22 protein-coding genes are annotated in these 20,155 nt (G+C 59.2%); 15 read left to right on the top strand and 7 right to left on the bottom strand.

What is annotated here, in order from left to right:
• The first annotated feature begins 14 nt into the window (after positions 1–14).
• Genes hmgA through maiA form a run of 3 tightly spaced genes read left to right on the top strand, consistent with a single transcriptional unit; the run spans position 15 to position 3,251 of the window.
• A complete protein-coding gene (gene hmgA, locus C6382_RS06305) occupies positions 15–1,316 on the top strand; it encodes a homogentisate 1,2-dioxygenase (protein WP_107023670.1) in 1,302 nt (433 codons plus the stop codon).
• A gap of 3 nt (positions 1,317–1,319) precedes the next feature.
• Positions 1,320–2,612, top strand: coding sequence for a fumarylacetoacetase (fahA, locus tag C6382_RS06300; RefSeq protein WP_107023669.1), 1,293 nt, complete (start codon positions 1,320–1,322; stop codon positions 2,610–2,612).
• A gap of 12 nt (positions 2,613–2,624) precedes the next feature.
• Positions 2,625–3,251 carry a maleylacetoacetate isomerase gene (gene maiA / locus C6382_RS06295; protein WP_107023668.1) on the top strand — a complete coding sequence of 209 codons (627 nt, stop codon included), beginning with the start codon at positions 2,625–2,627 and terminating at the stop codon, positions 3,249–3,251.
• Positions 3,252–3,261: 10 nt separating this feature from the next.
• On the opposite strand, the gene C6382_RS06290 is transcribed toward maiA, so the two are convergent.
• A complete protein-coding gene (locus C6382_RS06290; RefSeq protein WP_107023667.1) occupies positions 3,262–4,068 on the bottom strand; it encodes a SirB1 family protein in 807 nt (268 codons plus the stop codon).
• Positions 4,069–4,192: 124 nt separating this feature from the next.
• Between C6382_RS06290 and C6382_RS06285 the strand changes: the two genes are divergently transcribed.
• Positions 4,193–5,212, top strand: coding sequence for a Glu/Leu/Phe/Val dehydrogenase dimerization domain-containing protein (locus C6382_RS06285; protein ID WP_107023666.1), 1,020 nt, complete (start codon positions 4,193–4,195; stop codon positions 5,210–5,212).
• Between the two features lie 6 nt (positions 5,213–5,218).
• Here C6382_RS06285 and C6382_RS06280 read toward each other — a convergent pair whose 3' ends face one another.
• Positions 5,219–5,482, bottom strand: a complete 264-nt coding sequence (locus C6382_RS06280; protein WP_107023665.1) for a YebG family protein — start codon at positions 5,480–5,482, stop codon at positions 5,219–5,221.
• Between the two features lie 237 nt (positions 5,483–5,719).
• Between C6382_RS06280 and C6382_RS06275 the strand changes: the two genes are divergently transcribed.
• The 8 genes from C6382_RS06275 to alaC all read left to right on the top strand — a co-directional run bounded on the left by C6382_RS06275 (position 5,720) and on the right by alaC (position 14,297).
• Positions 5,720–6,226 (top strand): disulfide bond formation protein B, encoded by a 507-nt coding sequence (locus tag C6382_RS06275; protein ID WP_107023664.1) that lies wholly within the window; start codon positions 5,720–5,722, stop codon positions 6,224–6,226.
• 564 nt (positions 6,227–6,790) lie between these two features.
• Positions 6,791–7,735: a ubiquinol oxidase subunit II gene (gene cyoA, locus C6382_RS06270; protein ID WP_107023663.1), complete on the top strand. Its 945-nt coding sequence runs from the start codon at positions 6,791–6,793 to the stop codon at positions 7,733–7,735.
• A 3-nt stretch (positions 7,736–7,738) separates the two neighbouring features.
• The gene (gene cyoB / locus C6382_RS06265) at positions 7,739–9,757 is read left to right on the top strand and encodes a cytochrome o ubiquinol oxidase subunit I (protein WP_107023662.1); all 2,019 of its coding nucleotides are present in this window, start codon (positions 7,739–7,741) and stop codon (positions 9,755–9,757) included.
• A gap of 3 nt (positions 9,758–9,760) precedes the next feature.
• Positions 9,761–10,390, top strand: coding sequence for a cytochrome o ubiquinol oxidase subunit III (locus C6382_RS06260; RefSeq protein WP_107023661.1), 630 nt, complete (start codon positions 9,761–9,763; stop codon positions 10,388–10,390).
• The gene (gene cyoD, locus C6382_RS06255) at positions 10,391–10,723 is read left to right on the top strand and encodes a cytochrome o ubiquinol oxidase subunit IV (protein ID WP_010223513.1); all 333 of its coding nucleotides are present in this window, start codon (positions 10,391–10,393) and stop codon (positions 10,721–10,723) included. It begins immediately after the preceding gene.
• 11 nt (positions 10,724–10,734) lie between these two features.
• Positions 10,735–11,622 carry a heme o synthase gene (gene cyoE / locus C6382_RS06250; RefSeq protein ID WP_107023660.1) on the top strand — a complete coding sequence of 296 codons (888 nt, stop codon included), beginning with the start codon at positions 10,735–10,737 and terminating at the stop codon, positions 11,620–11,622.
• 152 nt (positions 11,623–11,774) lie between these two features.
• Complete coding sequence (locus C6382_RS06245; RefSeq protein ID WP_107023659.1) at positions 11,775–12,908, top strand: hypothetical protein; 1,134 nt, start codon at positions 11,775–11,777, stop codon at positions 12,906–12,908.
• A gap of 174 nt (positions 12,909–13,082) precedes the next feature.
• Complete coding sequence (gene alaC / locus C6382_RS06240) at positions 13,083–14,297, top strand: alanine transaminase (protein WP_107023812.1); 1,215 nt, start codon at positions 13,083–13,085, stop codon at positions 14,295–14,297.
• A gap of 90 nt (positions 14,298–14,387) precedes the next feature.
• Here alaC and C6382_RS06235 read toward each other — a convergent pair whose 3' ends face one another.
• From C6382_RS06235 to C6382_RS23860, 3 genes are read right to left on the bottom strand one after another with little or no spacing between them, the layout of a single operon-like run.
• Positions 14,388–15,362: a helix-turn-helix domain-containing protein gene (locus C6382_RS06235; protein WP_146146894.1), complete on the bottom strand. Its 975-nt coding sequence runs from the start codon at positions 15,360–15,362 to the stop codon at positions 14,388–14,390.
• A complete protein-coding gene (locus tag C6382_RS06230) occupies positions 15,359–15,631 on the bottom strand; it encodes a hypothetical protein (protein ID WP_107023657.1) in 273 nt (90 codons plus the stop codon). The genes C6382_RS06235 and C6382_RS06230 overlap by 4 nt, the downstream gene beginning before the upstream one ends.
• Positions 15,628–16,086, bottom strand: coding sequence for a toxin VasX (locus C6382_RS23860; protein WP_146146893.1), 459 nt, complete (start codon positions 16,084–16,086; stop codon positions 15,628–15,630). Before C6382_RS23860 ends, C6382_RS06230 begins: the two co-directional genes overlap by 4 nt.
• A 242-nt stretch (positions 16,087–16,328) precedes the next feature.
• On the opposite strand from C6382_RS23860, the gene C6382_RS06220 reads away from it, so the two are divergent.
• From C6382_RS06220 to C6382_RS06210, 3 genes are all read left to right on the top strand, one after another.
• A complete protein-coding gene (locus C6382_RS06220) occupies positions 16,329–16,703 on the top strand; it encodes a YkgJ family cysteine cluster protein (protein WP_107023655.1) in 375 nt (124 codons plus the stop codon).
• Between the two features lie 129 nt (positions 16,704–16,832).
• Positions 16,833–17,390, top strand: a complete 558-nt coding sequence (locus C6382_RS06215; protein WP_371919571.1) for a hypothetical protein — start codon at positions 16,833–16,835, stop codon at positions 17,388–17,390.
• A gap of 137 nt (positions 17,391–17,527) precedes the next feature.
• Positions 17,528–17,911 carry a lysozyme inhibitor LprI family protein gene (locus C6382_RS06210; protein WP_107023654.1) on the top strand — a complete coding sequence of 128 codons (384 nt, stop codon included), beginning with the start codon at positions 17,528–17,530 and terminating at the stop codon, positions 17,909–17,911.
• Positions 17,912–17,917: 6 nt separating this feature from the next.
• Here C6382_RS06210 and mnmH read toward each other — a convergent pair whose 3' ends face one another.
• Both mnmH and selD read right to left on the bottom strand, forming a co-directional pair.
• Entirely contained in the window at positions 17,918–19,024 is a 1,107-nt protein-coding gene (mnmH, locus tag C6382_RS06205; RefSeq protein ID WP_107023653.1) for a tRNA 2-selenouridine(34) synthase MnmH, read from the bottom strand.
• Positions 19,024–20,058 carry a selenide, water dikinase SelD gene (gene selD / locus C6382_RS06200; protein ID WP_107023652.1) on the bottom strand — a complete coding sequence of 345 codons (1,035 nt, stop codon included), beginning with the start codon at positions 20,056–20,058 and terminating at the stop codon, positions 19,024–19,026. Before selD ends, mnmH begins: the two co-directional genes overlap by 1 nt.
• Between the last annotated feature and the right edge of the window lie 97 nt (positions 20,059–20,155).

Raw genomic sequence — 20,155 nt, 5'->3', positions numbered from 1 at the left:
GGCCAGGAGGCTCGATGAACCTCGATAGCACCCCCGTCCTCGACTACTTGAGCGGTTTCGGTAACGAATTCGCTAGCGAAGCATTGCCTGGCGCCCTGCCGGTGGGGCAGAACTCGCCGCAAAAGGCTCCGTACGGCCTTTATGCCGAATTGTTCTCCGGCACCGCCTTCACCATGACCCGCAGCGAGATGCGCCGTACCTGGCTGTATCGCATCCGCCCGTCGGCCCTGCATCCGCGCTTCGAGCGCCTGGAGCGGCAGCTGGCCGGTGGCCCGTTGGGCGCGGTAACGCCAAACCGTTTGCGCTGGAGCCCGCAGGCTATTGCGAACGAGCCGACCGACTTCATTGATGGCTGGGTCGCCATGGCCGCTAATGCTGGCAGCGAAAAACCTGCCGGTATCAGCATCTACAACTACTGCGCGAACCGCTCCATGCAGCGGGTGTTCTTCAACGCCGACGGTGAGCTGTTGCTGGTACCGGAGCTGGGCCGCCTGCGTCTGGTTACCGAACTGGGTGTGCTGGAAGTCGAACCGCTGGAAATCGCCGTGGTCCCGCGTGGCTTGAAGTTCCGTGTCGAGTTGCTCGACAGTCAGGCCCGCGGCTACATCGCCGAGAACCATGGCGCGCCGCTGCGAATTCCGGACCTGGGCCCGATCGGCAGCAACGGCCTGGCCAATCCACGGGATTTTCTCGCACCGGTCGCGCACTATGAGGATCATCAGGGCCCGGTGCAGTTGGTGCAGAAGTTCCTCGGTGAACTGTGGGGCTGCGAGCTCAATCATTCGCCACTGGACGTGGTCGCCTGGCATGGCAATAACGTGCCGTACAAGTACGACCTGCGCCGTTTCAACACCATCGGCACAGTCAGCTTCGACCACCCGGACCCGTCGATTTTCACCGTGCTCACCTCACCGACCAGTGTGCCGGGCATGGCCAATCTCGACTTCGTGATTTTCCCGCCACGCTGGATGGTGGCCGAGAACACCTTCCGTCCGCCATGGTTCCACCGCAACTTGATGAACGAGTTCATGGGCCTGATCAAGGGCGAATACGATGCCAAGGCCGGAGGCTTCCTGCCCGGCGGCGCGTCCCTGCACAGTTGCATGAGTGCCCATGGCCCGGATGCGGAAACCTGCGCCAAGGCCATCGCCGTCGAACTTGCGCCAAACAAGATCGACAACACCATGGCTTTCATGTTCGAGACCAGCCAGGTGCTGCGTCCGAGCCGCCATGCTCTTGAGTGCCCGCAGCTGCAGGCCGACTACGATAGTTGCTGGGCCTCGTTGCCGAGCACCTTCACCCCGAATCGGAGATAACCCATGAATCAGTCCGCAATTGCCCGCAGCTGGGTCGAACACGCCAACGGGCATCGCGATTTTCCGCTGCAGAACCTGCCGCTGGGGATCTTCACTCACAAGGATCAGGCCAAGCGCTGCGGCGTGGCCATTGGCGATGCGATTCTCGACCTTGAAGGCGCGCTGGCTGCCGGTCTGTTCGAGGGCCAGGCGCGTGCCGCCGTCGAGGCGACCCGTGGTGGTGCCCTGAACGCGTTCTTCGCCCTGGGCCGTGTGGCTCGCGTGGCACTGCGCGAGCGTCTGCTGGAATTGCTCGGCGAGCACAGTCAGTATCAGGCAGCACTCAAACCACTGCTGCTTGCCAGTGCCGAGTGCCAACTGCACTTGCCGGCACAGATCGGCGACTACACCGATTTCTATGTCGGCATTGAGCACGCCAAGAACGTTGGCAAGCTGTTCCGCCCGGACAACCCGTTGTTGCCCAACTACAAGTATGTGCCAATCGGTTATCACGGCCGTGCTTCGACCATTCGCCCGTCCGGCACCGACGTGCGCCGGCCCAAGGGCCAGACCCTGCCAGCCGGGCAGAGCGAGCCAAGCTTCGGCCCCTGCGCGCGTCTGGACTACGAGCTGGAGCTGGGTATCTGGATTGGCCAGGGCAACGAGATGGGCGAGTCGATTCCGGTCGCCGAAGCGGCTGAGCACATTGCCGGCTTCTGTCTGCTCAACGACTGGTCTGCGCGTGACATTCAGGCCTGGGAATACCAGCCGCTGGGCCCGTTCCTGTCCAAGAGCTTCATCTCGACGGTTTCCCCTTGGGTGGTGACTGCCGAGGCGCTGGAGCCTTTCCGTTGTGCTCAACCTTCGCGCCCTGAAGGTGATCCGCAACCGCTGTCGTATCTGCTGGACAAACGCGATCAGGCTGGCGGTGCCTTCGACATCGAGCTGGAAGTGCTGTTGTTGACCGAGCGCATGCGCGAGCAAAACCTGCCGGCCCATCGCCTGACCTTGAGCAATACGTTAAGCATGTACTGGACCGTCGCGCAGATGGTCGCTCACCACAGCGTCAACGGTTGCCAGCTGCAAGCGGGTGACCTGTTTGGTTCCGGTACCTTGTCGGGCGCCCAGCCTGGCCAGTTTGGCAGCCTGCTGGAAATTACCCAGGGCGGCAAAGAACCGGTGCAACTGGCGTCGGGTGAAGTGCGCAAGTTCCTCGAGGACGGTGACGAGATCATTTTGCGTGCCCGTTGCGTGCGTGAGGGTGTGGCATCGATCGGTTTCGGTGAGTGCCGCGGCAAGATTCTTCCAGCCAAGTAAGAGGGCAGGACCATGGATCTGTTCAACTACTTCCGTTCAACTTCGTCCTATCGGGTAAGGATCGCCCTGGCGCTCAAGCAGCTTGAGTACCAGTACGTGCCGATCAATCTGCTCAAGGGGGAGCAGCGCGAAGAACACTTCGTTGCGCTCAATCCTCAGGGGCGGGTGCCGGCCCTGAAGATCGACACCGGTGAACTGCTGGTGCAGTCACCGGCGATCATCGAGTACCTGGAGGAGGTTTATCCACAGCCGGCGCTGCTGCCTGAGGAGCCTGTGTTGCGCGCCCAGGTTCGAGGTGTGGCAGCGTTGATCGGTTGCGATGTGCATCCGCTGCACAACGTCAGTGTGCTCAATCAGCTGCGCGGGTTGGGCCATGACGAGGAACAGGTCAATGCCTGGATCGCGCACTGGATCAGCCAAGGGCTGGCGGCGGTGGAGCAACTGATCGGTGATTGCGGCTATTGCTTTGGTGAAGAGCCAGGGTTGGCAGATGTCTACCTTATTCCGCAGTTGTATGCCGCAGAGCGCTTCAATATCAGCCTGGGTGACTATCCACGGATCAGCCGGGTCAAGGCGCTGGCCGAGGCGCATTCTGCCTTTGTTCAGGCTCATCCGGCAAAACAGCCTGATGCGTCCTGAGGCCTGATGGCTAATGCACCGAGGGGGGCGGTTGATGCAACTGCCCCAGACGCTCGGTCAAGCGTAGGCGCTGGATTGGATCGTCACTGAGCAGCAGCGCGTACTCCAGGTCGTAGCGTTCGGCCTGGGGGCAGTCAAGGTGTTGGTAAAGGGTGGCACGGGCCAGGTAGTCGCTGGCGATGGCCGGTCCCAGTTGCAGCACCCGTTCAGCGTCCTTGAGCGCTGCCAGGTCATCGTCGTGGGTTGAATGCAACTGGCGCAGGTTGCGCGACAGGCGCTGGAGCATCTGCTTGGGGCTGGCGGTGAGCAGGTGATCGGCGTTGAGCTGCAGTTGCGGGCCGAACTGGCGGCCGAGCAGTTCGCGACAGTCGGCAGGGTAGAGCCTGCGACCGCCGCAGGGGTCGAGCAAATGGTCGGCGCCGGGGACGCGCAGGAGAAAATGTCCGGGAAAATTCACCCCTTCCAGCGGAATCGACAGGCCACGCGCCAGCTCCAGGGTCAGTAAAGCCAGGGCCAGAGGCTGGCCGCGGCGCCGCTCCAGCACCTTGTCGAGCAGGGCCGCTTGTGGGCGTATCGGGTGATATTCATCCTGCTGGAACCCCAAGGCATTGAGGCGGCGCAATAACGGCTGGGCCAGCTCACTGAGCGGCAGCATCGGCAGGCCGGCGCTGACTTCCTGTTGCAGCGTTTTGACCTGGAGCATGATGAGCTGGGGCTGGACGCTGCTGTCGTGTTCGGCGGCGACCCATAGCGCGGCCTCCAGCAAGGCAACCGGATCACGTTCCAGGCAGGCGATACAGGCTTGGCGTGGGGTCATGACAATCTCCGCTCAAGCTTATTTTGTAGCGCTGGCCAAGGCTTTCGTCCAGTGGTCCGGGTGTTGTCATCAATCGGCAAAGCGCGGCCTATACTGGGATCAGCACCTCACTGAGGAGCCGATGATGTTCGCGCTGATGCAAAGCACTCGCACGCAATCGCTGCACTTGTGCGTCGACCCGCCAACCGGTCTGAAAGCGGTGGTCGCCATTCACAGCGAGCACTTGGGACCGGCCATGGGCGGCTGTCGTTACCTGGCTTATCCAGACGATGACAGCGCCATGATCGATGCCATACGCCTGGCTCAGGGCATGAGCTACAAAGCTGCGCTGGCCGGCCTGCCACTGGGTGGCGGCAAGGCGGTGATCATACGCAACCCGCATGTGGAAAACCGCGCGGCCTTGTTTGAGGCCTTTGGTCGTTTTGTCGAGACGTTACAAGGACGCTTTATCACCGCAGTAGACAGCGGCACCTCGACGCTGGACATGGATTGTATTGCCCAGACTACCCAGCATGTCACCAGCACCACGGCAGCTGGTGATCCTTCACCGCACGCCGCCATGGGGGTGTTCGCCGGCATTCGCGCTACTTCCATGGCACGTTTGGGCAGCGACAACCTGGAAGGCTTGCGGGTAGCAGTGCAGGGGCTGGGTAACGTCGGTTATGCACTGGCCGAGCAGTTACATGCGGCAGGCGCCGAGTTGCTGGTCAGCGACCATGACTCGGGGAAGGTGCAACTGGCCATTGAGCAGTTCAATGCGCGCCCGGTAGCCAACGAGATGTTGATCAGTACGCCCTGCGACATTTTCGCACCGTGCGGTGTCGGGCCGGTGCTCAATGGGCAGAGTGTGATGCAACTGCGCTGTGCGGCAGTGGCGGGGGCGGCCAACAACCAACTGACCACGTTACAGGTGGCCGATCAACTGGAAAGCCGCGGGATCCTCTATGCGCCTGACTACGTCATCAATGCCGGTGGGCTGATCTACGTGGCGCTCAAGCACCGTGGCGAAGACCTGGGCACCATCACCGCGCACCTGGCGCGGATACCATTGAGACTGACCGAAGTGTTTGCCCACGCCCAGGCAGAAAAGCGCTCACCGGCGCGGGTGGCGCAGATGCTTGCCGAGCAATTGATCTACCGCTGAGCGGCGTTACTCGTCGGCAGTGCCTGCAAGCAGCTCGGACAAGGCGTCTGGCTGGCTCTTGAACGCCTTGGCAAATACGTCGCGGTTCTTGGCCATATAGATGCCGGCGTCCTCGACCTGTTGTTCGCTGAGCGACGGTACGGCTTTTTTCAGGACCTCAGCGAGCAGCTCGGCCAGCTCGAGCATCTTGTCGTGACGGTCAGCTTCGGCTTTATCCATGAACAAGCGCTCCAGATCGCGGCTGCTGCGGTATACCACTTCGACGGCCATTCATCACCTCACATGCCTTTTGAATATCGATGTGTTCGACACTGTTTATTTGTACAGTGTTAATGATAGGGTAATCCACAGGACTAAGATAGTGGCAATTCAGCATTCTGCTTTGCGCCGCCGCTCAAACCAGCCTGAGCGAGTCTGGCGCGGCACTTTTACCGTTCTTGAAGGTCTGGTTGAGCGTGTAGAATTGCGGGCAGGCAGTTGAGCCATTCAGTCAACCAAGGATATGCAATGAACGAGCAAACATCGCGCCTGAACCGGGAACGGCGCTTTCTGGTACTGCTGGGGGTAATCTGCCTGGCCTTGATCGGCGGTGCCTTGTATATGCAGGTGGTGCTCGGCGAGGCGCCTTGCCCACTGTGTATCCTGCAACGCTATGCGCTGTTGTTGATTGCCTTGTTTGCCTTTATTGGCGCTGCTATGCCAGGGCGCCGCAGTCTGACCGTCCTCGAAGGGCTGGTGGTGCTCAGTGCCATCGGCGGCATCGCCGCCGCCAGCAACCATGTGTATATTCTGGCCAACCCTGCGGTCAGTTGCGGTATCGATACCTTGCAGCCTATCGTCGATGGTTTGCCGCTGGCCTCAGTGTTGCCGCTGGTGTTCCAGGTCGATGGATTCTGTTCCACGCCCTACCCACCGGTGTTGGGGCTTTCACTGGCGCAGTGGGCGCTGCTGGCCTTCATCCTCACGGCTGTCCTGGTGCCTTTGGGCATCTATCGCAACCGTCGCAAGCCTTAGACAAAAGTCATGGGTTGATGCAAGCCTGACGTGCAATGGAACTTTCATTCGGTGTCGCACTTGCATTGACCTGGGTCAAGCTTTAAGCCTTGTAATACATGGGCTTCAGGGGTATTGAGCAGGGTGCGACAAACTGTCGCGAAACTGATTTTCCAGACTTGATTGTTGTCAATTCTGTAAAAGACTGTTGCTCAATTAGTCATAGTCATTGAATGACGACCTATCTACAATCGCCCCCAATTTCCGTTCGGCACCGCTTGCGAGTCGCAGGATTAAAGGAGCTTCAGGGCTCTTTTTGCTGACTCTGACGAGCATCGCCTGCGGCGATGCCGGGCTGACCCCCCTCCGTGATTTCCCGCACCAAATGGAATTGGTCTGAACACAGGCCTGTTGCCTACGAAGTCAAAACAATAGACACCGTAATACCCGGTTTATGCCGAGCCGCCGCAGCTGGCCTCAAGGCATGACCGTATTCGATCCCATAAATGCTGACGCTTGGCAGGACGAAGTGTTGGCGACCAAAACACAAATTGCATTGAAGCAAGCTGCTCTAGAGGTCGTGAGATGAGTAAAAAGCGTTACCCCAGACTGTTTGGCATTCTGCCCTTTTTAGGCATGCTTTTACTCAGTGGGTGCAACTGGACCCTGCTCGACCCGAAGGGCCAGGTCGGCATTGAGCAAAAGAACCTTATCCTCATCGCTACCGGCTTGATGTTGCTGGTGGTGATTCCTGTCATTTTCATGACCATCGCGTTCGCCTGGAAGTATCGTGCGTCCAACAAGGCAGCCACCTACACTCCCGACTGGTCGCACTCGACCAAGATCGAAGTGGCGGTCTGGACCATTCCGGTGCTGATCATCATTGCCCTGGGCTATGTGACCTACAAGACCACCCACGAGCTGGACCCGTATCGTCCGCTGGTTTCCGACGTGAAACCGGTGCAGATCGACGTGGTCGCGCTGGACTGGAAATGGCTGTTCATCTACCCGGAACAAGGCATTGCCACGGTCAACAAGATCGTCTTCCCGGCCAACACGCCGGTTAACTTCCGCGTGACCTCCGACTCGGTGATGAACTCGTTCTTCATTCCGGGCCTGGGCGGCCAGATCTACGCGATGGCGGGCATGACCACCAAGCTGCACCTGATCGCCAACGAGAACGGCGAGTTCGACGGTATCTCGGCGAACTACAGCGGTGCTGGCTTCACCGGTATGAAGTTCAAGGCAACCGCCACCTCCCAGGCCGATTTCGAGGCATGGGTGAACGAAGTCAAGCAATCGCCTAAACAGCTGGATGCGGCTGAATACGCGGCATTGGCCAAAACGAGCGAAAACAATCCAGTCGCGCTGTACAGCGTGGCCTCGCCTGAGCAGTTCCAGACCATCGTCGACAAGTACGAAGGCATGAACCGCGGTCGGCCGGTCCACGAAAAAGAGCAGAGCAAAGAAGCGGCCGGTACCGAAGGGATGGACGTGAGTATGCATTCAGCTGCTGGGGCAGAGGAGTAAGAGATGTTCGGTAAACTAAGTCTGGATGCGATTCCGTATCACGAGCCGATAGTCATGGTGACACTCGCCATGATCGCGCTCGGCGGTATTGCGTTGATCGGTGCAATCACCTATTTCAAAAAATGGTCCTACTTGTGGACCGAGTGGCTGACTTCGGTCGACCACAAGAAAATCGGGGTGATGTACATCATCGTCGCGATGGTCATGCTGCTGCGCGGCTTCGCCGACGCCATCATGATGCGCACGCAGCTGGCCATGGCCACCGGCGGCTCCGAGGGCTACCTGCCTCCCGAACACTATGACCAGATCTTCACCGCCCACGGTGTGATCATGATCATCTTCATGGCCATGCCATTCTTCACCGGCCTGATGAACCTGGCCCTGCCTCTGCAGATCGGTGCGCGTGACGTTGCCTACCCGTTCCTGAACTCCCTGAGCTTCTACCTGCTGCTGGCAGGCGTGCTGCTGGTCAACATCTCCCTGGGTGTTGGTGAGTTCGCCAAGACCGGTTGGGTTGCCTATCCGCCGCTTGCGGGTATCCAGTACAGTCCGGGCGTGGGTGTGGATTACTACATCTGGGCGCTACAGCTATCCGGCCTCGGGACAACACTGACGGGCGTCAACTTCCTGGTCACCGTGCTGAAAATGCGCGCGCCTGGCATGAAGCTGATGGACATGCCGATCTTCACTTGGACCTGCACCTGGGCCAACGTCCTGATCGTCGCTTCGTTCCCGATTCTGACCGCTGCTCTGGCACTGCTGACGCTTGACCGTTACATGGATTTCCACATTTTCACCAATGAACTTGGTGGCAATCCGATGATGTACGTCAACCTGTTCTGGGCCTGGGGTCACCCTGAGGTTTACATCCTGATCCTGCCGGCCTTCGGCGTGTTCTCGGAAGTCACCTCGACCTTCGCTGGCAAACGCCTGTTCGGCCACAAGTCGATGATCTACGCTTCCGGCGCGATCGCGGTACTGGGCTTTGCGGTATGGCTGCACCACTTCTTCACCATGGGTTCGGGCGCCAGCGTCAACACCTTCTTCGGTCTGGCGACCATGCTGATCTCGATTCCGACCGGGGTGAAGCTGTTCAACTGGCTGTTCACCATCTACCAGGGCCGTCTGCGCTTCACTGCGCCAGTGCTGTGGACCCTGGGCTTCATGGTTACCTTCTCGATCGGTGGTATGACCGGCGTACTGCTGGCTGTTCCAGGTGCTGACTTCGTTCTGCACAACAGCCTGTTCGTTATCGCTCACTTCCACAACGTGATCATCGGTGGTGCGGTATTCGGCTACATTGCCGGCTTCGCCTTCTGGTTCCCGAAAGCCTTCGGTTTCACCCTGAACGAGAAGTGGGGCAAAGCTGCCTTCTGGTTCTGGATCTCCGGTTTCTACGTGGCTTTCATGCCGCTGTACGCCCTGGGCTTCATGGGTATGACCCGTCGTCTGAACCACTCCGACAACCCACTGTGGGAACCCTACCTGTACGTGGCCGTGTTCGGCGCCGTGCTGATCCTGTTCGGTATCGCTTGCCAGCTGATCCAGCTGTACGTGTCGATTCGCGATCGCAAGGACAACATGGACGTGACCGGCGACCCATGGGGCGGCCGTACCCTGGAATGGTCGACTTCGTCGCCACCACCGTTCTACAACTTCGCCACCATGCCTGAGAACGTCGATCTGGACGCCTGGCACGAAACCAAGCAAGCCGGTAAGGCTTACAAGGTTCCAGCCAAGTACGAAGCGATCCACATGCCGAACAACACCTCTACCGGTGTGTTCATGGGTGCGTTGCTCACCGTATTCGGTTTCGCCTTCATCTGGCACATCTGGTGGCTGGTTGCAGCCAGCCTGGTTGGCACCATCGCTGTCTTCGTTGCTCACGCCGCGCGTGACGACCAGGGCTACATGGTTCCTGCCGAAGAAGTGGCGCGTATCGAAGGTGAGCGCATGAAGGCCCTGGGCCTGGCTACCGGTTCGCCGGCTGGCGCACGTGTCAAATCGTTTGAGCAGGTTTAATCAATGTCCAGTCATGTAATCAATGCAGACACTCATGCTCATGGTCACGACCATGGGCATGACGATCACCACCACGACTCGGGCCAGATGACCGTCTTCGGTTTCTGGCTGTACCTGATGACCGACTGCATCCTGTTTGCGTCGCTCTTCGCCACCTATGCGGTGCTGTCCGGCAGTTTTGCCGGCGGCCCGTCGGGTCACGACATTTTCCAGCTGGACTTTGTCGCGGTTGAAACCGCACTGCTGTTGTTCTCGAGTATCACCTTCGGCTTCGCCATGTTGCAGATGTTCAAAGGCAACAAGGGCGGCGTGCTGGGCTGGTTGGCCATCACCTTCCTGTTCGGTGCCGGCTTCATCGCGATGGAAATCTATGAGTTCCATCACCTGATCGCCGAGGGCTTCGGCCCGCAGCGCAGTGGCTTCCTGTCGGCGTTCTTCGCGCTGGTCGGTACTCACGGTCTGCACGTAACCGCAGGTCTGATCTGGATGGCGGTGATGATGTACCAGATCAACAAGCACGGTATCACTGGCACCGCCAAGACCCGCATGAGCTGCCTGAGCCTGTTCTGGCACTTCCTGGACGTGGTCTGGATCTGCGTGTTCACCGTTGTGTATCTGCTGGGGGTTCTGTAAATGGCTAACGCACATAACAGCCACGCCGAGGGCAACCACGGTAGCGTCAAGTCCTATGTGATCGGTTTCATCCTGTCGGTGATCCTGACCGCGATTCCGTTCGGCCTGGTGATGTTCCCGAGCATGCCGAAGGACATCACCATCATGATCGTGGTGGCCCTGGCGGTCATCCAGGTCGTGGTGCACCTGGTGTACTTCCTGCACATGGACCGTTCCGCCGAGCAGCGTTCCAATGTGTCGACCTTCCTGTTCACAGCGATGGTCATTGCACTGTTGGTCGGCCTGTCGCTGTGGATCATGTTCAGCATCCACACCAGCATGATGGCGAAGTGAGGTAAGACGACATGTCCGTTAAGCACTTTATCCAAATCACCAAACCGGGGATCATTTTCGGTAACGTGCTTTCTGTGGCAGGCGGTTTTTTCCTTGCCGCGCAAGGGCATGTCGACTTCATGCTGTTCCTGGCCACGGTGATTGGCACTTCGCTGGTGGTGGCGTCCGGTTGCGTGTTCAACAACTGCATCGACCGTGACATCGACATCAAGATGGAGCGCACCAAGAACCGGGCCATGGTTCAGGGCCAGATCTCGCTGAAAGTCGCGTTGGCCTACGCCACCCTGCTCGGGGTGGCCGGCCTTGGCCTGCTGTATGTGCAGGCCAATGCCCTGGCGGCGCTGTTCGGCCTGATCGGTTTCATCATCTATGTAGGTTTCTACAGCCTGTACCTGAAGCGCAAATCGGTGCACGGCACCCTGGTTGGCAGCCTGTCCGGTGCCATGCCTCCGGTGATCGGCTACTGCGCCGTGAGCAACAGCTTCGACCTGGCTGCGCTGACCCTGCTGGTGATGTTCAGCCTCTGGCAGATGCCGCATTCCTATGCCATCGCAATCTTCCGCTTCAACGACTACCTGGCGGCCTCGATTCCGGTACTACCGGTCAAACGTGGCATCCTGGTGGCGAAGAAGCACATCCTCTGGTACATCGTGGCGTTCCTGGTGGCGACCTTGATGCTGACCCTGGGCGGTTATGCCGGTATGAGCTACATGGCGGTTGCCGCTGCCATGGGCATGTACTGGCTGTACATGGCCTGGACCGGCTACAAGGCTGTCGATGATCGCCTGTGGGCCCGCAAGCTGTTCGTGTTCTCGATCTTCACCATCACTGCCCTGAGCGTGATGATGTCGCTGGATACCAAGGTGCCGACCGAGCTGTTGCTGACCTACGCACATTGAGTGTGACGGGTTGAACAAAAACGCCCCGGGCCGCAAGCCCCGGGGCGTTTTTGTTTGTGCCCCTGGCAGCGGCGCGGGGCAGGCTTGCCCTCTGCTGCTGCACAGGCTCCGTGAATAGAGTGCGCCAATACTCATCCACGGAGGAAAATCACATGAGTGTACTGACCGTTTATTTCTGCGGAACCGGTTCGCATCGTTTCGATGTTGCCAACCCGAATTTCTGGAATGGCGAGCTGGTCTCGACCCTGGCCGCCAATGATCTGGGCAAGGAATACGCCCATTGGATTGCCGTTGACGGGCCCGGCAGTGGCAACCTGCAAGCCGATGAGCTGTTCGTTGAGCCTGGTGGCTATTACAACTGGAACCAGACCTTGTTCGGCAAAGGCTGGGAAGAGAACGTCCAGCATGCCCTGCAGATCATCAAGGGCCGCAGCAACTGGCAGCGCAAGGAATTGAGCGAAGATGAGTACCAGCGTTTGAAAGCTGCCGGTGTACCTATTCCCAGCTCGACTGCAACGGCCTCCTGGTTCTGGCGCACCTACAGCTACGGAGATCGCAAGATCACTCCTCAGATGCTCCAGGAGCAGATCATCAAACAGTTTCGCAAGGATGGCATCATTCCCACGCAGATCAATCTGGTGGGGTGGAGCCGTGGCGGTGTCAGCTGTCACATGCTGGCCAATGCCTTGCTTGCTGATAGCGAGTTGAAAAAGCTTCCGGTCAATATTTTTGCCATCGACCCAGTGCCAGGAATCGGCAATTTTGATAGCCATCGCGTGCAGTTGGGCGAAAACGTGAAGCAATATGTGGGCTTCTTCTCCCGTGATGAGCGCTCCAAGGGCTTTTCCTGCGTGATTCCGAAAACGCATGCCCGCACACGTTGCCATGTTTATCCGATGCCGGGCCGCCATGCGACGCTGGTGGGTAATGCTTCGGTGGATGGTGCGGCAGGTGGCAAAGTGCTCGCTGAACCAGGTTTGATTGTCCGGCACCTTGCCGAAGTCTGCCTGACCCGCTGGGGGGTAAAATTGGACAAGATGCTCAAACTCAGTGAGCAAGACTTGAAGAGTTGCCATGAGGTGCTGAATCGGGACGATGGCAAGTACCAGGCAATGCGCAAACATTCCTACACGCTGCTGACCGAGTCCAGGAAGGATGAGCGCCTGGTCAGTCTTGGCGACAAGGGGGCAGCGTTCTCTAGTGTCAAAGGCGCGACCTTTCAACCCGACAGTGCCCTGGCGACCCCGGTTGCATGGGGGGCATCGGCGTATAAAGAGATACGCTGACCCATAACGGAGCACGCCAAGGTGTTGGGCCTGCGCTGTCAGTGGTGTAGGCCCACGTTTGTTTTCCTTCGCCGACTGGACAGCCATACCCCCCAGGCTCTATTGTTGGCACTGGCCACCACAGTGGCCAACGTCGCTCGGACGGTTCCGGGCGCTTACGTCTTCGAGGAAGCCATGGCTGACCAAGGTTCGCCGCGCCGCTTTGCGCGCATTGATCGTCTCCCCCCTTACGTCTTCAACATCACCGCCGAGCTAAAGATGGCCGCACGCCGTCGTGGCGAGGACATCATCGACCTGAGCATGGGCAACCCTGACGGGGCCACGCCGCCGCACATCGTCGAAAAACTGGTGCAGGTCGCCCAGCGTGAAGACACCCACGGCTACTCGACATCCCGCGGCATTCCACGCCTGCGCCGGGCCATCTCGCGCTGGTACAAAGAGCGCTACGAGGTCGAGATCGACCCGGAAAGCGAAGCCATTGTCACTATCGGCTCCAAGGAGGGCCTGGCTCACCTGATGCTCGCCACCCTGGACCATGGCGACACGGTGCTGGTGCCCAATCCCAGCTACCCGATCCATATCTACGGCGCAGTGATTGCCGGTGCCCAGGTGCGTTCGGTGCCGTTGGTGCCGGGCGTGGACTTCTTCAACGAGCTGGAACGGGCGATTCGCGAGTCGATCCCCAAGCCGAAGATGATGATTCTCGGCTTTCCCTCCAACCCGACCGCGCAGTGCGTCGAGCTGGACTTCTTCGAACGGGTGGTAGCGCTGGCCAAGCAGTACGATGTGCTGGTGATTCACGACCTGGCCTACGCCGATATCGTTTATGACGGTTGGAAAGCGCCGTCGATCATGCAAGTGCCAGGTGCCAAGGACATCGCGGTGGAGTTTTTCACCCTGTCCAAGAGCTACAACATGGCCGGCTGGCGTATCGGTTTCATGGTCGGAAACCCGGAGCTGGTCAGCGCCCTGGCGCGGATCAAGAGCTATCACGACTACGGCACCTTCACCCCACTGCAGGTGGCGGCGATTGCCGCCCTGGAAGGTGATCAGCAATGCGTGCGGGATATTGCCGAGCAGTATCGCCAGCGTCGCAACGTGCTGGTCAAGGGCCTGCACGAACTGGGCTGGATGGTCGAAAACCCCAAGGCATCGATGTACGTCTGGGCGAAAATTCCCGAAGAGTACGCCCACTTGGGTTCACTGGAGTTCGCCAAGAAGCTGCTGGCCGAGGCCAAGGTGTGCGTGTCGCCGGGCATCGGCTTTGGTGACTACGGCGACGATCATGTGCGCTTTGCCTTGATTGAGAACCAGGACCGTATTCGCCAGGCCGTGCGGGGCATCCGGCAGATGTTCCGCGCCGATGGTGTGGGTAAGGTTCAGAAGTAAAAATCGCGGGGCAAGCCCGCTCCTGCATTCTGTGGGAGTGGGCCTGGCTGCAGTAAAGGCGCTTGTTGAAAGGCTTTAACAAACTGCGTTTCACTTGCGGTGGCGATTGGGTGGAATCTTAGAAGCTCGTTTCGATCCGGCGGAGTAACGAGATCCGCTGACAACCTCCAGCTGTCCGCCGTCACGCACAAAATCACTCACCTCTTTGACCCGGCGACTGCGTAGCCAGGTAATCCAACGAGCAAGCTCGGCGTGCCCCTGCTGCTCAATAATCTGCATAAAGCGCACCTGCCAGCGCTTACAGGCAGCCCCGCAGAGTCCGGTGCGTCGCTGCAAGTCAACGATGCTCTCGCCATTGATCAGCCCCTGGGCAAAGCCCAGCCAGTGTTCTGGATAGCCCAATCGGCACAGCAACGTGCCTTTAATTAAGCTCACCTTGGTCCAACAGCCAGGACAGCGGAAATTAGGGCGTCGTTGATCAATTCGCTGCATATCAGGCGAACCACACTTCGGACAGACAGCCTGCCGAGTGGTCAGCAAGTGCTCTAACCGACCCAGGAACGCCTGGGCTTGAGCGGCAATATGCGCGGGTGGTTCCAGGCTGGTGCGATCTTGTCGCGCAGACCACCAGTGGTACAGCGCTGGAAACTCTTTGGCCATCACCGCACGGCAGGGCTTGATCCAGCGCCACGTGGTAGAGGGGGAAATACCCATGGCTTTGGCAATAGCGGGCGTCGGCCAACCCGCTAGCAAGTAATGACCATAGGTCGACCACAGGTGCATATGCCCATAGTTCGAAAAGGGGTGCTTCGTCAGGCAGTTAAAGCCTTTATTGCACGCGACGCAGCGGTAGAAGGGCAGGCGCAGGTTTGGCTGGGTATCCAGCCTGAAGCGTGGATGGTCGCACTCCGGACACTTGACCGGTGATCTATTGGGTAGCTCATGCAGATAGTGGATGAAGGCATCCGCCTGGCTGTGAAGCTCGACGGGCAGGCACCGGTGATAGTCGGGTGGAGTCTGGGCATCGGACATCGAGCTTGAGTTTTCCATATCACTGCTTTTCACTCTGTTCCTTCCCCTTTTTCACATTCCAGATCGACAAGGCGGGTGGTGGGGCCATTGGCTTTCAATCGCTCAGAAACAAGGCTGGGCCAGCGGTTGCGGGAACGGCGTTTGGCAATGCTGTGGGTGAATTCCTGGATTCGCTCCTGGGGGTAGAGCATTGGCTCGATTATCAGCATTGCAACATCACTACCGCCTAAGTAATTCTTACCACCTGCCTCCTTGTTCGCCTGTTTTATCCGCGCCAGGGTATGTTTGTAGCTGTCGCTCATTTTGAATACACACCGCCCTTTTTGATCGCGTCAATCTGGCCACTGAGCGGCGCCACACCCGGCACAAAAGTACGCATGATGCGCTGACGCACAGCGGGGTCTTGTTTGGCGGCCTGATATTGCGGCTCACCCCAACGCACCGGCGACCACACCAAACCGGCAGGCACCCCGGCCCTGAGCCGCAGGTGGGGTTGGGTCCGGGTATCAATCACCCGCCCTGCACGTGAGGTTTGGGTGAGTTGCGCCGATTCGACCTGATACTCCACCAGCTTGGGGGGCGTGCTTTCCCAAACGTAAAGCCAACCATCACACAGCAAGCGCGAGGTGTAATTCAGCGCTCGCCCGCTCACGTCAGGATGGCGCGGGCCAAGCGCTGGAAACTGACCGGTCAGTGGCGGCCGACCATAGGCACGGGTATCGACAGCTGCCGTGGGCCCACGGCATAGCTTGGGCAAGCTCAAATTTCAGCGCACGCTACCAAGGCAGCAAAGGAATTGATGTAAGACGCATCCTAAAACTCGTGGGAATTTTCGTTATTTCAGATTTTCGAGCGAGCAACGCTCATCCTGCGCGAAACCAACCGCCCGTCAGACGCAATATATTTCTGCATCTCCCCCCTTCTCAAAGCGCTGGCGAAGCATAGAATGGCGGCGGGTTTTCTCCCAATAACGATAAACTTGCCCCCCGTTTCCTCATCATGTCCGAACATAATCCTTGTTTGAACTGCGGCGCCTGCTGCGGGTTTTTCCGTGTGTCTTTTTTCTGGGGTGAGTGCACATCGGCGGGAGGCTTGGTGCCCGACGATCTGGTGGTGCAGATCAACCCTACCCGGGTGGCGATGATCGGCACCGACAGCAAACCCTGCCGTTGTATCAGTCTTGAGGGCGAGATCGGTAAAGGTGTCAGTTGCAGCATTTATGAACAGCGTTCCAGCCCTTGCCGCGAGTTCGAGGCGGCCTGGGTCGATGGTCAGCCCAACCCGAGTTGCGACGCCGCTCGGGCAGCCTATGGCTTGCCACCGCTGGAAGCCAACGAGCCGATCTGGCCAGATGAGGGGGCAGAAGTCGCCTGAAAGTTGAACACGTCAGGCCGCTGTCCTCACGGGCAGCACCTGGCACGCTTGGGGTAGACTGTGCGGCTCTTCGGACAGGACAGGCGTTCTACCCGTGTCGCACCCTCACGCATATCTCTGTGATCATTGATGATCGCTAGCCGCTACGTCTCAATCACACTGGTGCTGTTTTTGGCGAGCCTGTGTTTCAACGCCATGTACATGACGGGCGACGGGCGCCTGCACGCGTTGCAAGCGTTGTTGTATGGTCCTTGGGGCCTGGTGTTCGGCATGTTTGGCTGGTTTGCAAACCCTTTGCTGGGATTGGCGATTCTTTTGCACCGTCGTTGGCGCTGGGTATCGTTGGTGCTGGGGTTCGGCGCGCTGTACCTGGCGTTGACCAGCTTGGGGATCGAGCGGATGCCCGACAACCGCAGCTACAACTTCGTCAACCTGACCCACTTTGCTCCAGGGTTCTATATCTGGCTGCTGTCGATCTTCGGCTTTTGCCTGGGACAAGCCTGGTGGTGTCGTCAGGCACGTCAGGGCGTGCCAGTGCCTGGCTGGCACTGGCTGGATGGCAGCCTGGTCGTGGTACTGGGCTTGGTGATCAGTTTCGCCATTCAGGCCCCCAGCCTCAGGTTCAAGATTGATCGGGCTCTGGAGCCGCCGCATCCTGTTCAACCGCTTGACCGCAACACTATCTAGTCGACGTCGAAGTCCCCATTGCACCACCAGCATGCCCAGCACGATCAGGCCGCTCCTACAGGTTCTACCTGCGGGGTCCTATTGTCGGAGATGCTTGCGCCCTGCATTCTGAGCGCCCCTTACAAGGAGTTTCCACAATGAAGCATCCTCTGCTGCTGGTCACGCTGATAACCGCCATTGCACCCTTCGCCGTCGCCCAAAACGATTCGCCCGCCTATAGCCAATGCATGCAAACCGCTCAAACCACTCTGGACATGAACAACTGCAACGGTGCCGAGATCAAGCGTCAGGACGCTCGCCTCAACAGCGCTTACAAGAAGGCCAAGGCTGCGCTTGAACCGGCTCAGCAGGCCAAATTGCTTGACGCCCAACGTTTGTGGATCAAATACCGCGACGCCAATTGCAAGCTGTACTACAGCCTCACCGGCGGCACCATCGATCAGCTCAATGGCGCAGGTTGTGTGCTGGACATGACCAAGGCGCGTGCAGATGAATTGCTCAAGCTGATCGAGCCTTCATAAGCCAGGTTATCGATGCCGTGCAGCGCGGGCCCGCAAGTATTCACGCACTTCGACCTGATTGCCGGAAAACTCGATGCGCTCAGCCTTGCTGTCGCGATGGAAGGCGTACATCGGGTCGTAGTATTCGCTGAGCAGGCCGCTGATCCAGGCGCGGTGCAGATCGACCGCACCGCTGCGCTGCTGTTCTTCCAGCGCTTGTTGCAGCAGCGCTGAAAGACGCTGGTAACGTTCACCGCCCAGGCGCTTGAGGATGTTGCCCATGCTTTGCTGCAGGCGTTCTGCGAACAGCTTGAAGCCTTGTTCGCCACCGTGCAGGGCAACGAACTCGGCACACAGGTTGATCACGTAGTCGCCCAAGATGCGTTCGACACGGTTGTCGAAACTGTCTTCCAGCCACACCAGCGGGTAGTGCTGCATGCCCTGGTACAGTTCCAGTGGCAGCGAGCAACTGCCGACGATACGGCCTTCGTCTTCCAGTACGAACTGATCGATACCCTGAGCACGCTTTTTCAGCACATCGATGGCCAAGCGGTTTTCGAAGTCGATTTGTGCCGGCTGCCCCGTGGCGCGTTTGCCGAAACTGGAGCCACGATGGTTGGCGTGGCCTTCCAGGTCTACCGCGTTATCCAGCACCTGCAGCACTTCGGTTTTTCCGGTGCCGGTAAGGCCGCCGATCAGTACGAAGTCGCATTCGGTCACCGCTTGCTGGGTGGTTTCAAGCAGGAAATTACGCATGGCTTTGTAGCCACCGATTACCTTGGGGTAGTGAATGCCGGCTTCATCCTTGAGCCACTGCTGGACGATCTGCGAGCGCAGGCCGCCGCGAAAACAGTAGAGATAACCCTCAGGGTTGGCCCGGGCGAAGGCCGCCCAGGCGGCAATGCGCTGATCTTTGGTCTGGCCGCTGACCAGTTGATGGCCGAGGGCAATGGCAGCCTGCTGGCCCTGCTGTTTGTAGCAGGTTCCCACCTTCTGCCGCTCAAGGTCGGTCATCAGCGGCAGGTTGATCACATGGGGAAAGGCGCCCTTGGTAAACTCGATCGGGGCGCGCATGTCCATCATTGCAACATCGTTCAGGAACAGCTGGCGGTAGTCGGTGGTGTCGTCACGCATTACAGCACCTCAACCGCATGGCGCTGTCGCTCGACCAGCTCGCCAATCGGCGCCAGGGTCAGGCCCAGCTCGACGGCGACCGCCAGAAACTCTGCTTCGCCTTCAGGTGTCACTGCCACCAGCAGACCACCACTGGTTTGCGGGTCGCACAACAGGTGCTTCTGTTCATCGCTCAGCGGGGCGATTTTCTCGCCGTAGCTGTCGAAGTTGCGCAGCGTACCGCCCGGTACACAGCCTTCGGCCAGGTAGTGCTCGACGCTCGGCAGGCGCGGTACGGCGCTGTAGTTCAGGCACGCACTCAAGCCGCTACCGTCAGCCAGTTCCACCAGGTGGCCGAGCAAGCCAAAGCCGGTAACATCGGTCATCGCTTTGACGCCTGCCAGCTTGCCGAAGCGGCTGCCGGGGGTGTTGAGGGTGCACATCCAGTCGCGGGCCAGGCCCTTGTCCTGCTCGCGCAATTTGGATTTTTTCTCGGCAGTGGTGAGGATGCCGATGCCCAGGGGCTTGGTCAGGTACAGGCGGCAGCCTTGAGTAGCGGTATCGTTGCGCTTCATGTGGCGCTTTTGCACCACGCCGGTCACCGCCAGGCCAAAGATCGGCTCGGGGGCATCGATGGAGTGACCGCCAGCCAGTGGAATACCGGCCTCGGCGCACACCGCGCGACCGCCGCGAATCACTTCGCGGGCCACTTCCGGGGCCAGGAGATTGATCGGCCAGCCGAGAATGGCGATGGCCATCAACGGGTCCCCCCCCATTGCGTAGATATCGCTGATGGCGTTGGTGGCGGCGATGCGGCCGAAGTCGTACGGGTCATCGACAATCGGCATGAAGAAGTCAGTGGTCGAGACCACACCGCGCTCGTCATCAAGGGCGTAGACTGCCGCGTCATCGCGCGAGGCATTACCGACCCACAGGTTAGGGTCCAGGGCCTGGGTGCCGCTTTCGGCGAGAATCACCTCAAGCATCTTCGGAGAGATCTTGCAGCCGCAACCGGCGCCGTGGCTGTACTGGGTCAGACGAATCGGCTCGCTCATACGCACCTCGAAAAATCGTGAGGCCCGATTGTAGCAAAGCTGGTCTTTGCGCCGATGCCTCTTATAATTCCGGGGCCAGCCTGATGCTGGCTCTTTC

Origin of the sequence: Pseudomonas sp. BBP2017 (assembly GCF_003024385.1) — a bacterium.
In the GTDB taxonomy this organism is placed as follows: domain Bacteria; phylum Pseudomonadota; class Gammaproteobacteria; order Pseudomonadales; family Pseudomonadaceae; genus Aquipseudomonas.
This window is presented reverse-complemented; position numbering and strand designations above follow the sequence as displayed.

Excerpts from the sequence above, each read along its gene's own strand:
- hmgA (WP_107023670.1), top strand. The coding sequence starts at position 15 with ATGAACCTCGATAGCACCCCCGTCCTCGACTACTTGAGCGGTTTCGGT.
- fahA (WP_107023669.1), top strand. The coding sequence starts at position 1,320 with ATGAATCAGTCCGCAATTGCCCGCAGCTGGGTCGAACACGCCAACGGG.
- maiA (WP_107023668.1), top strand. The coding sequence starts at position 2,625 with ATGGATCTGTTCAACTACTTCCGTTCAACTTCGTCCTATCGGGTAAGG.
- C6382_RS06290 (WP_107023667.1), bottom strand. The coding sequence starts at position 4,068 with ATGACCCCACGCCAAGCCTGTATCGCCTGCCTGGAACGTGATCCGGTT.
- C6382_RS06285 (WP_107023666.1), top strand. The coding sequence starts at position 4,193 with ATGTTCGCGCTGATGCAAAGCACTCGCACGCAATCGCTGCACTTGTGC.
- C6382_RS06280 (WP_107023665.1), bottom strand. The coding sequence starts at position 5,482 with ATGGCCGTCGAAGTGGTATACCGCAGCAGCCGCGATCTGGAGCGCTTG.
- C6382_RS06275 (WP_107023664.1), top strand. The coding sequence starts at position 5,720 with ATGAACGAGCAAACATCGCGCCTGAACCGGGAACGGCGCTTTCTGGTA.
- cyoA (WP_107023663.1), top strand. The coding sequence starts at position 6,791 with ATGAGTAAAAAGCGTTACCCCAGACTGTTTGGCATTCTGCCCTTTTTA.
- cyoB (WP_107023662.1), top strand. The coding sequence starts at position 7,739 with ATGTTCGGTAAACTAAGTCTGGATGCGATTCCGTATCACGAGCCGATA.
- C6382_RS06260 (WP_107023661.1), top strand. The coding sequence starts at position 9,761 with ATGTCCAGTCATGTAATCAATGCAGACACTCATGCTCATGGTCACGAC.
- cyoD (WP_010223513.1), top strand. The coding sequence starts at position 10,391 with ATGGCTAACGCACATAACAGCCACGCCGAGGGCAACCACGGTAGCGTC.
- cyoE (WP_107023660.1), top strand. The coding sequence starts at position 10,735 with ATGTCCGTTAAGCACTTTATCCAAATCACCAAACCGGGGATCATTTTC.
- C6382_RS06245 (WP_107023659.1), top strand. The coding sequence starts at position 11,775 with ATGAGTGTACTGACCGTTTATTTCTGCGGAACCGGTTCGCATCGTTTC.
- alaC (WP_107023812.1), top strand. The coding sequence starts at position 13,083 with ATGGCTGACCAAGGTTCGCCGCGCCGCTTTGCGCGCATTGATCGTCTC.
- C6382_RS06230 (WP_107023657.1), bottom strand. The coding sequence starts at position 15,631 with ATGAGCGACAGCTACAAACATACCCTGGCGCGGATAAAACAGGCGAAC.
- C6382_RS06220 (WP_107023655.1), top strand. The coding sequence starts at position 16,329 with ATGTCCGAACATAATCCTTGTTTGAACTGCGGCGCCTGCTGCGGGTTT.
- C6382_RS06215 (WP_371919571.1), top strand. The coding sequence starts at position 16,833 with ATGATCGCTAGCCGCTACGTCTCAATCACACTGGTGCTGTTTTTGGCG.
- C6382_RS06210 (WP_107023654.1), top strand. The coding sequence starts at position 17,528 with ATGAAGCATCCTCTGCTGCTGGTCACGCTGATAACCGCCATTGCACCC.
- mnmH (WP_107023653.1), bottom strand. The coding sequence starts at position 19,024 with ATGCGTGACGACACCACCGACTACCGCCAGCTGTTCCTGAACGATGTT.
- selD (WP_107023652.1), bottom strand. The coding sequence starts at position 20,058 with ATGAGCGAGCCGATTCGTCTGACCCAGTACAGCCACGGCGCCGGTTGC.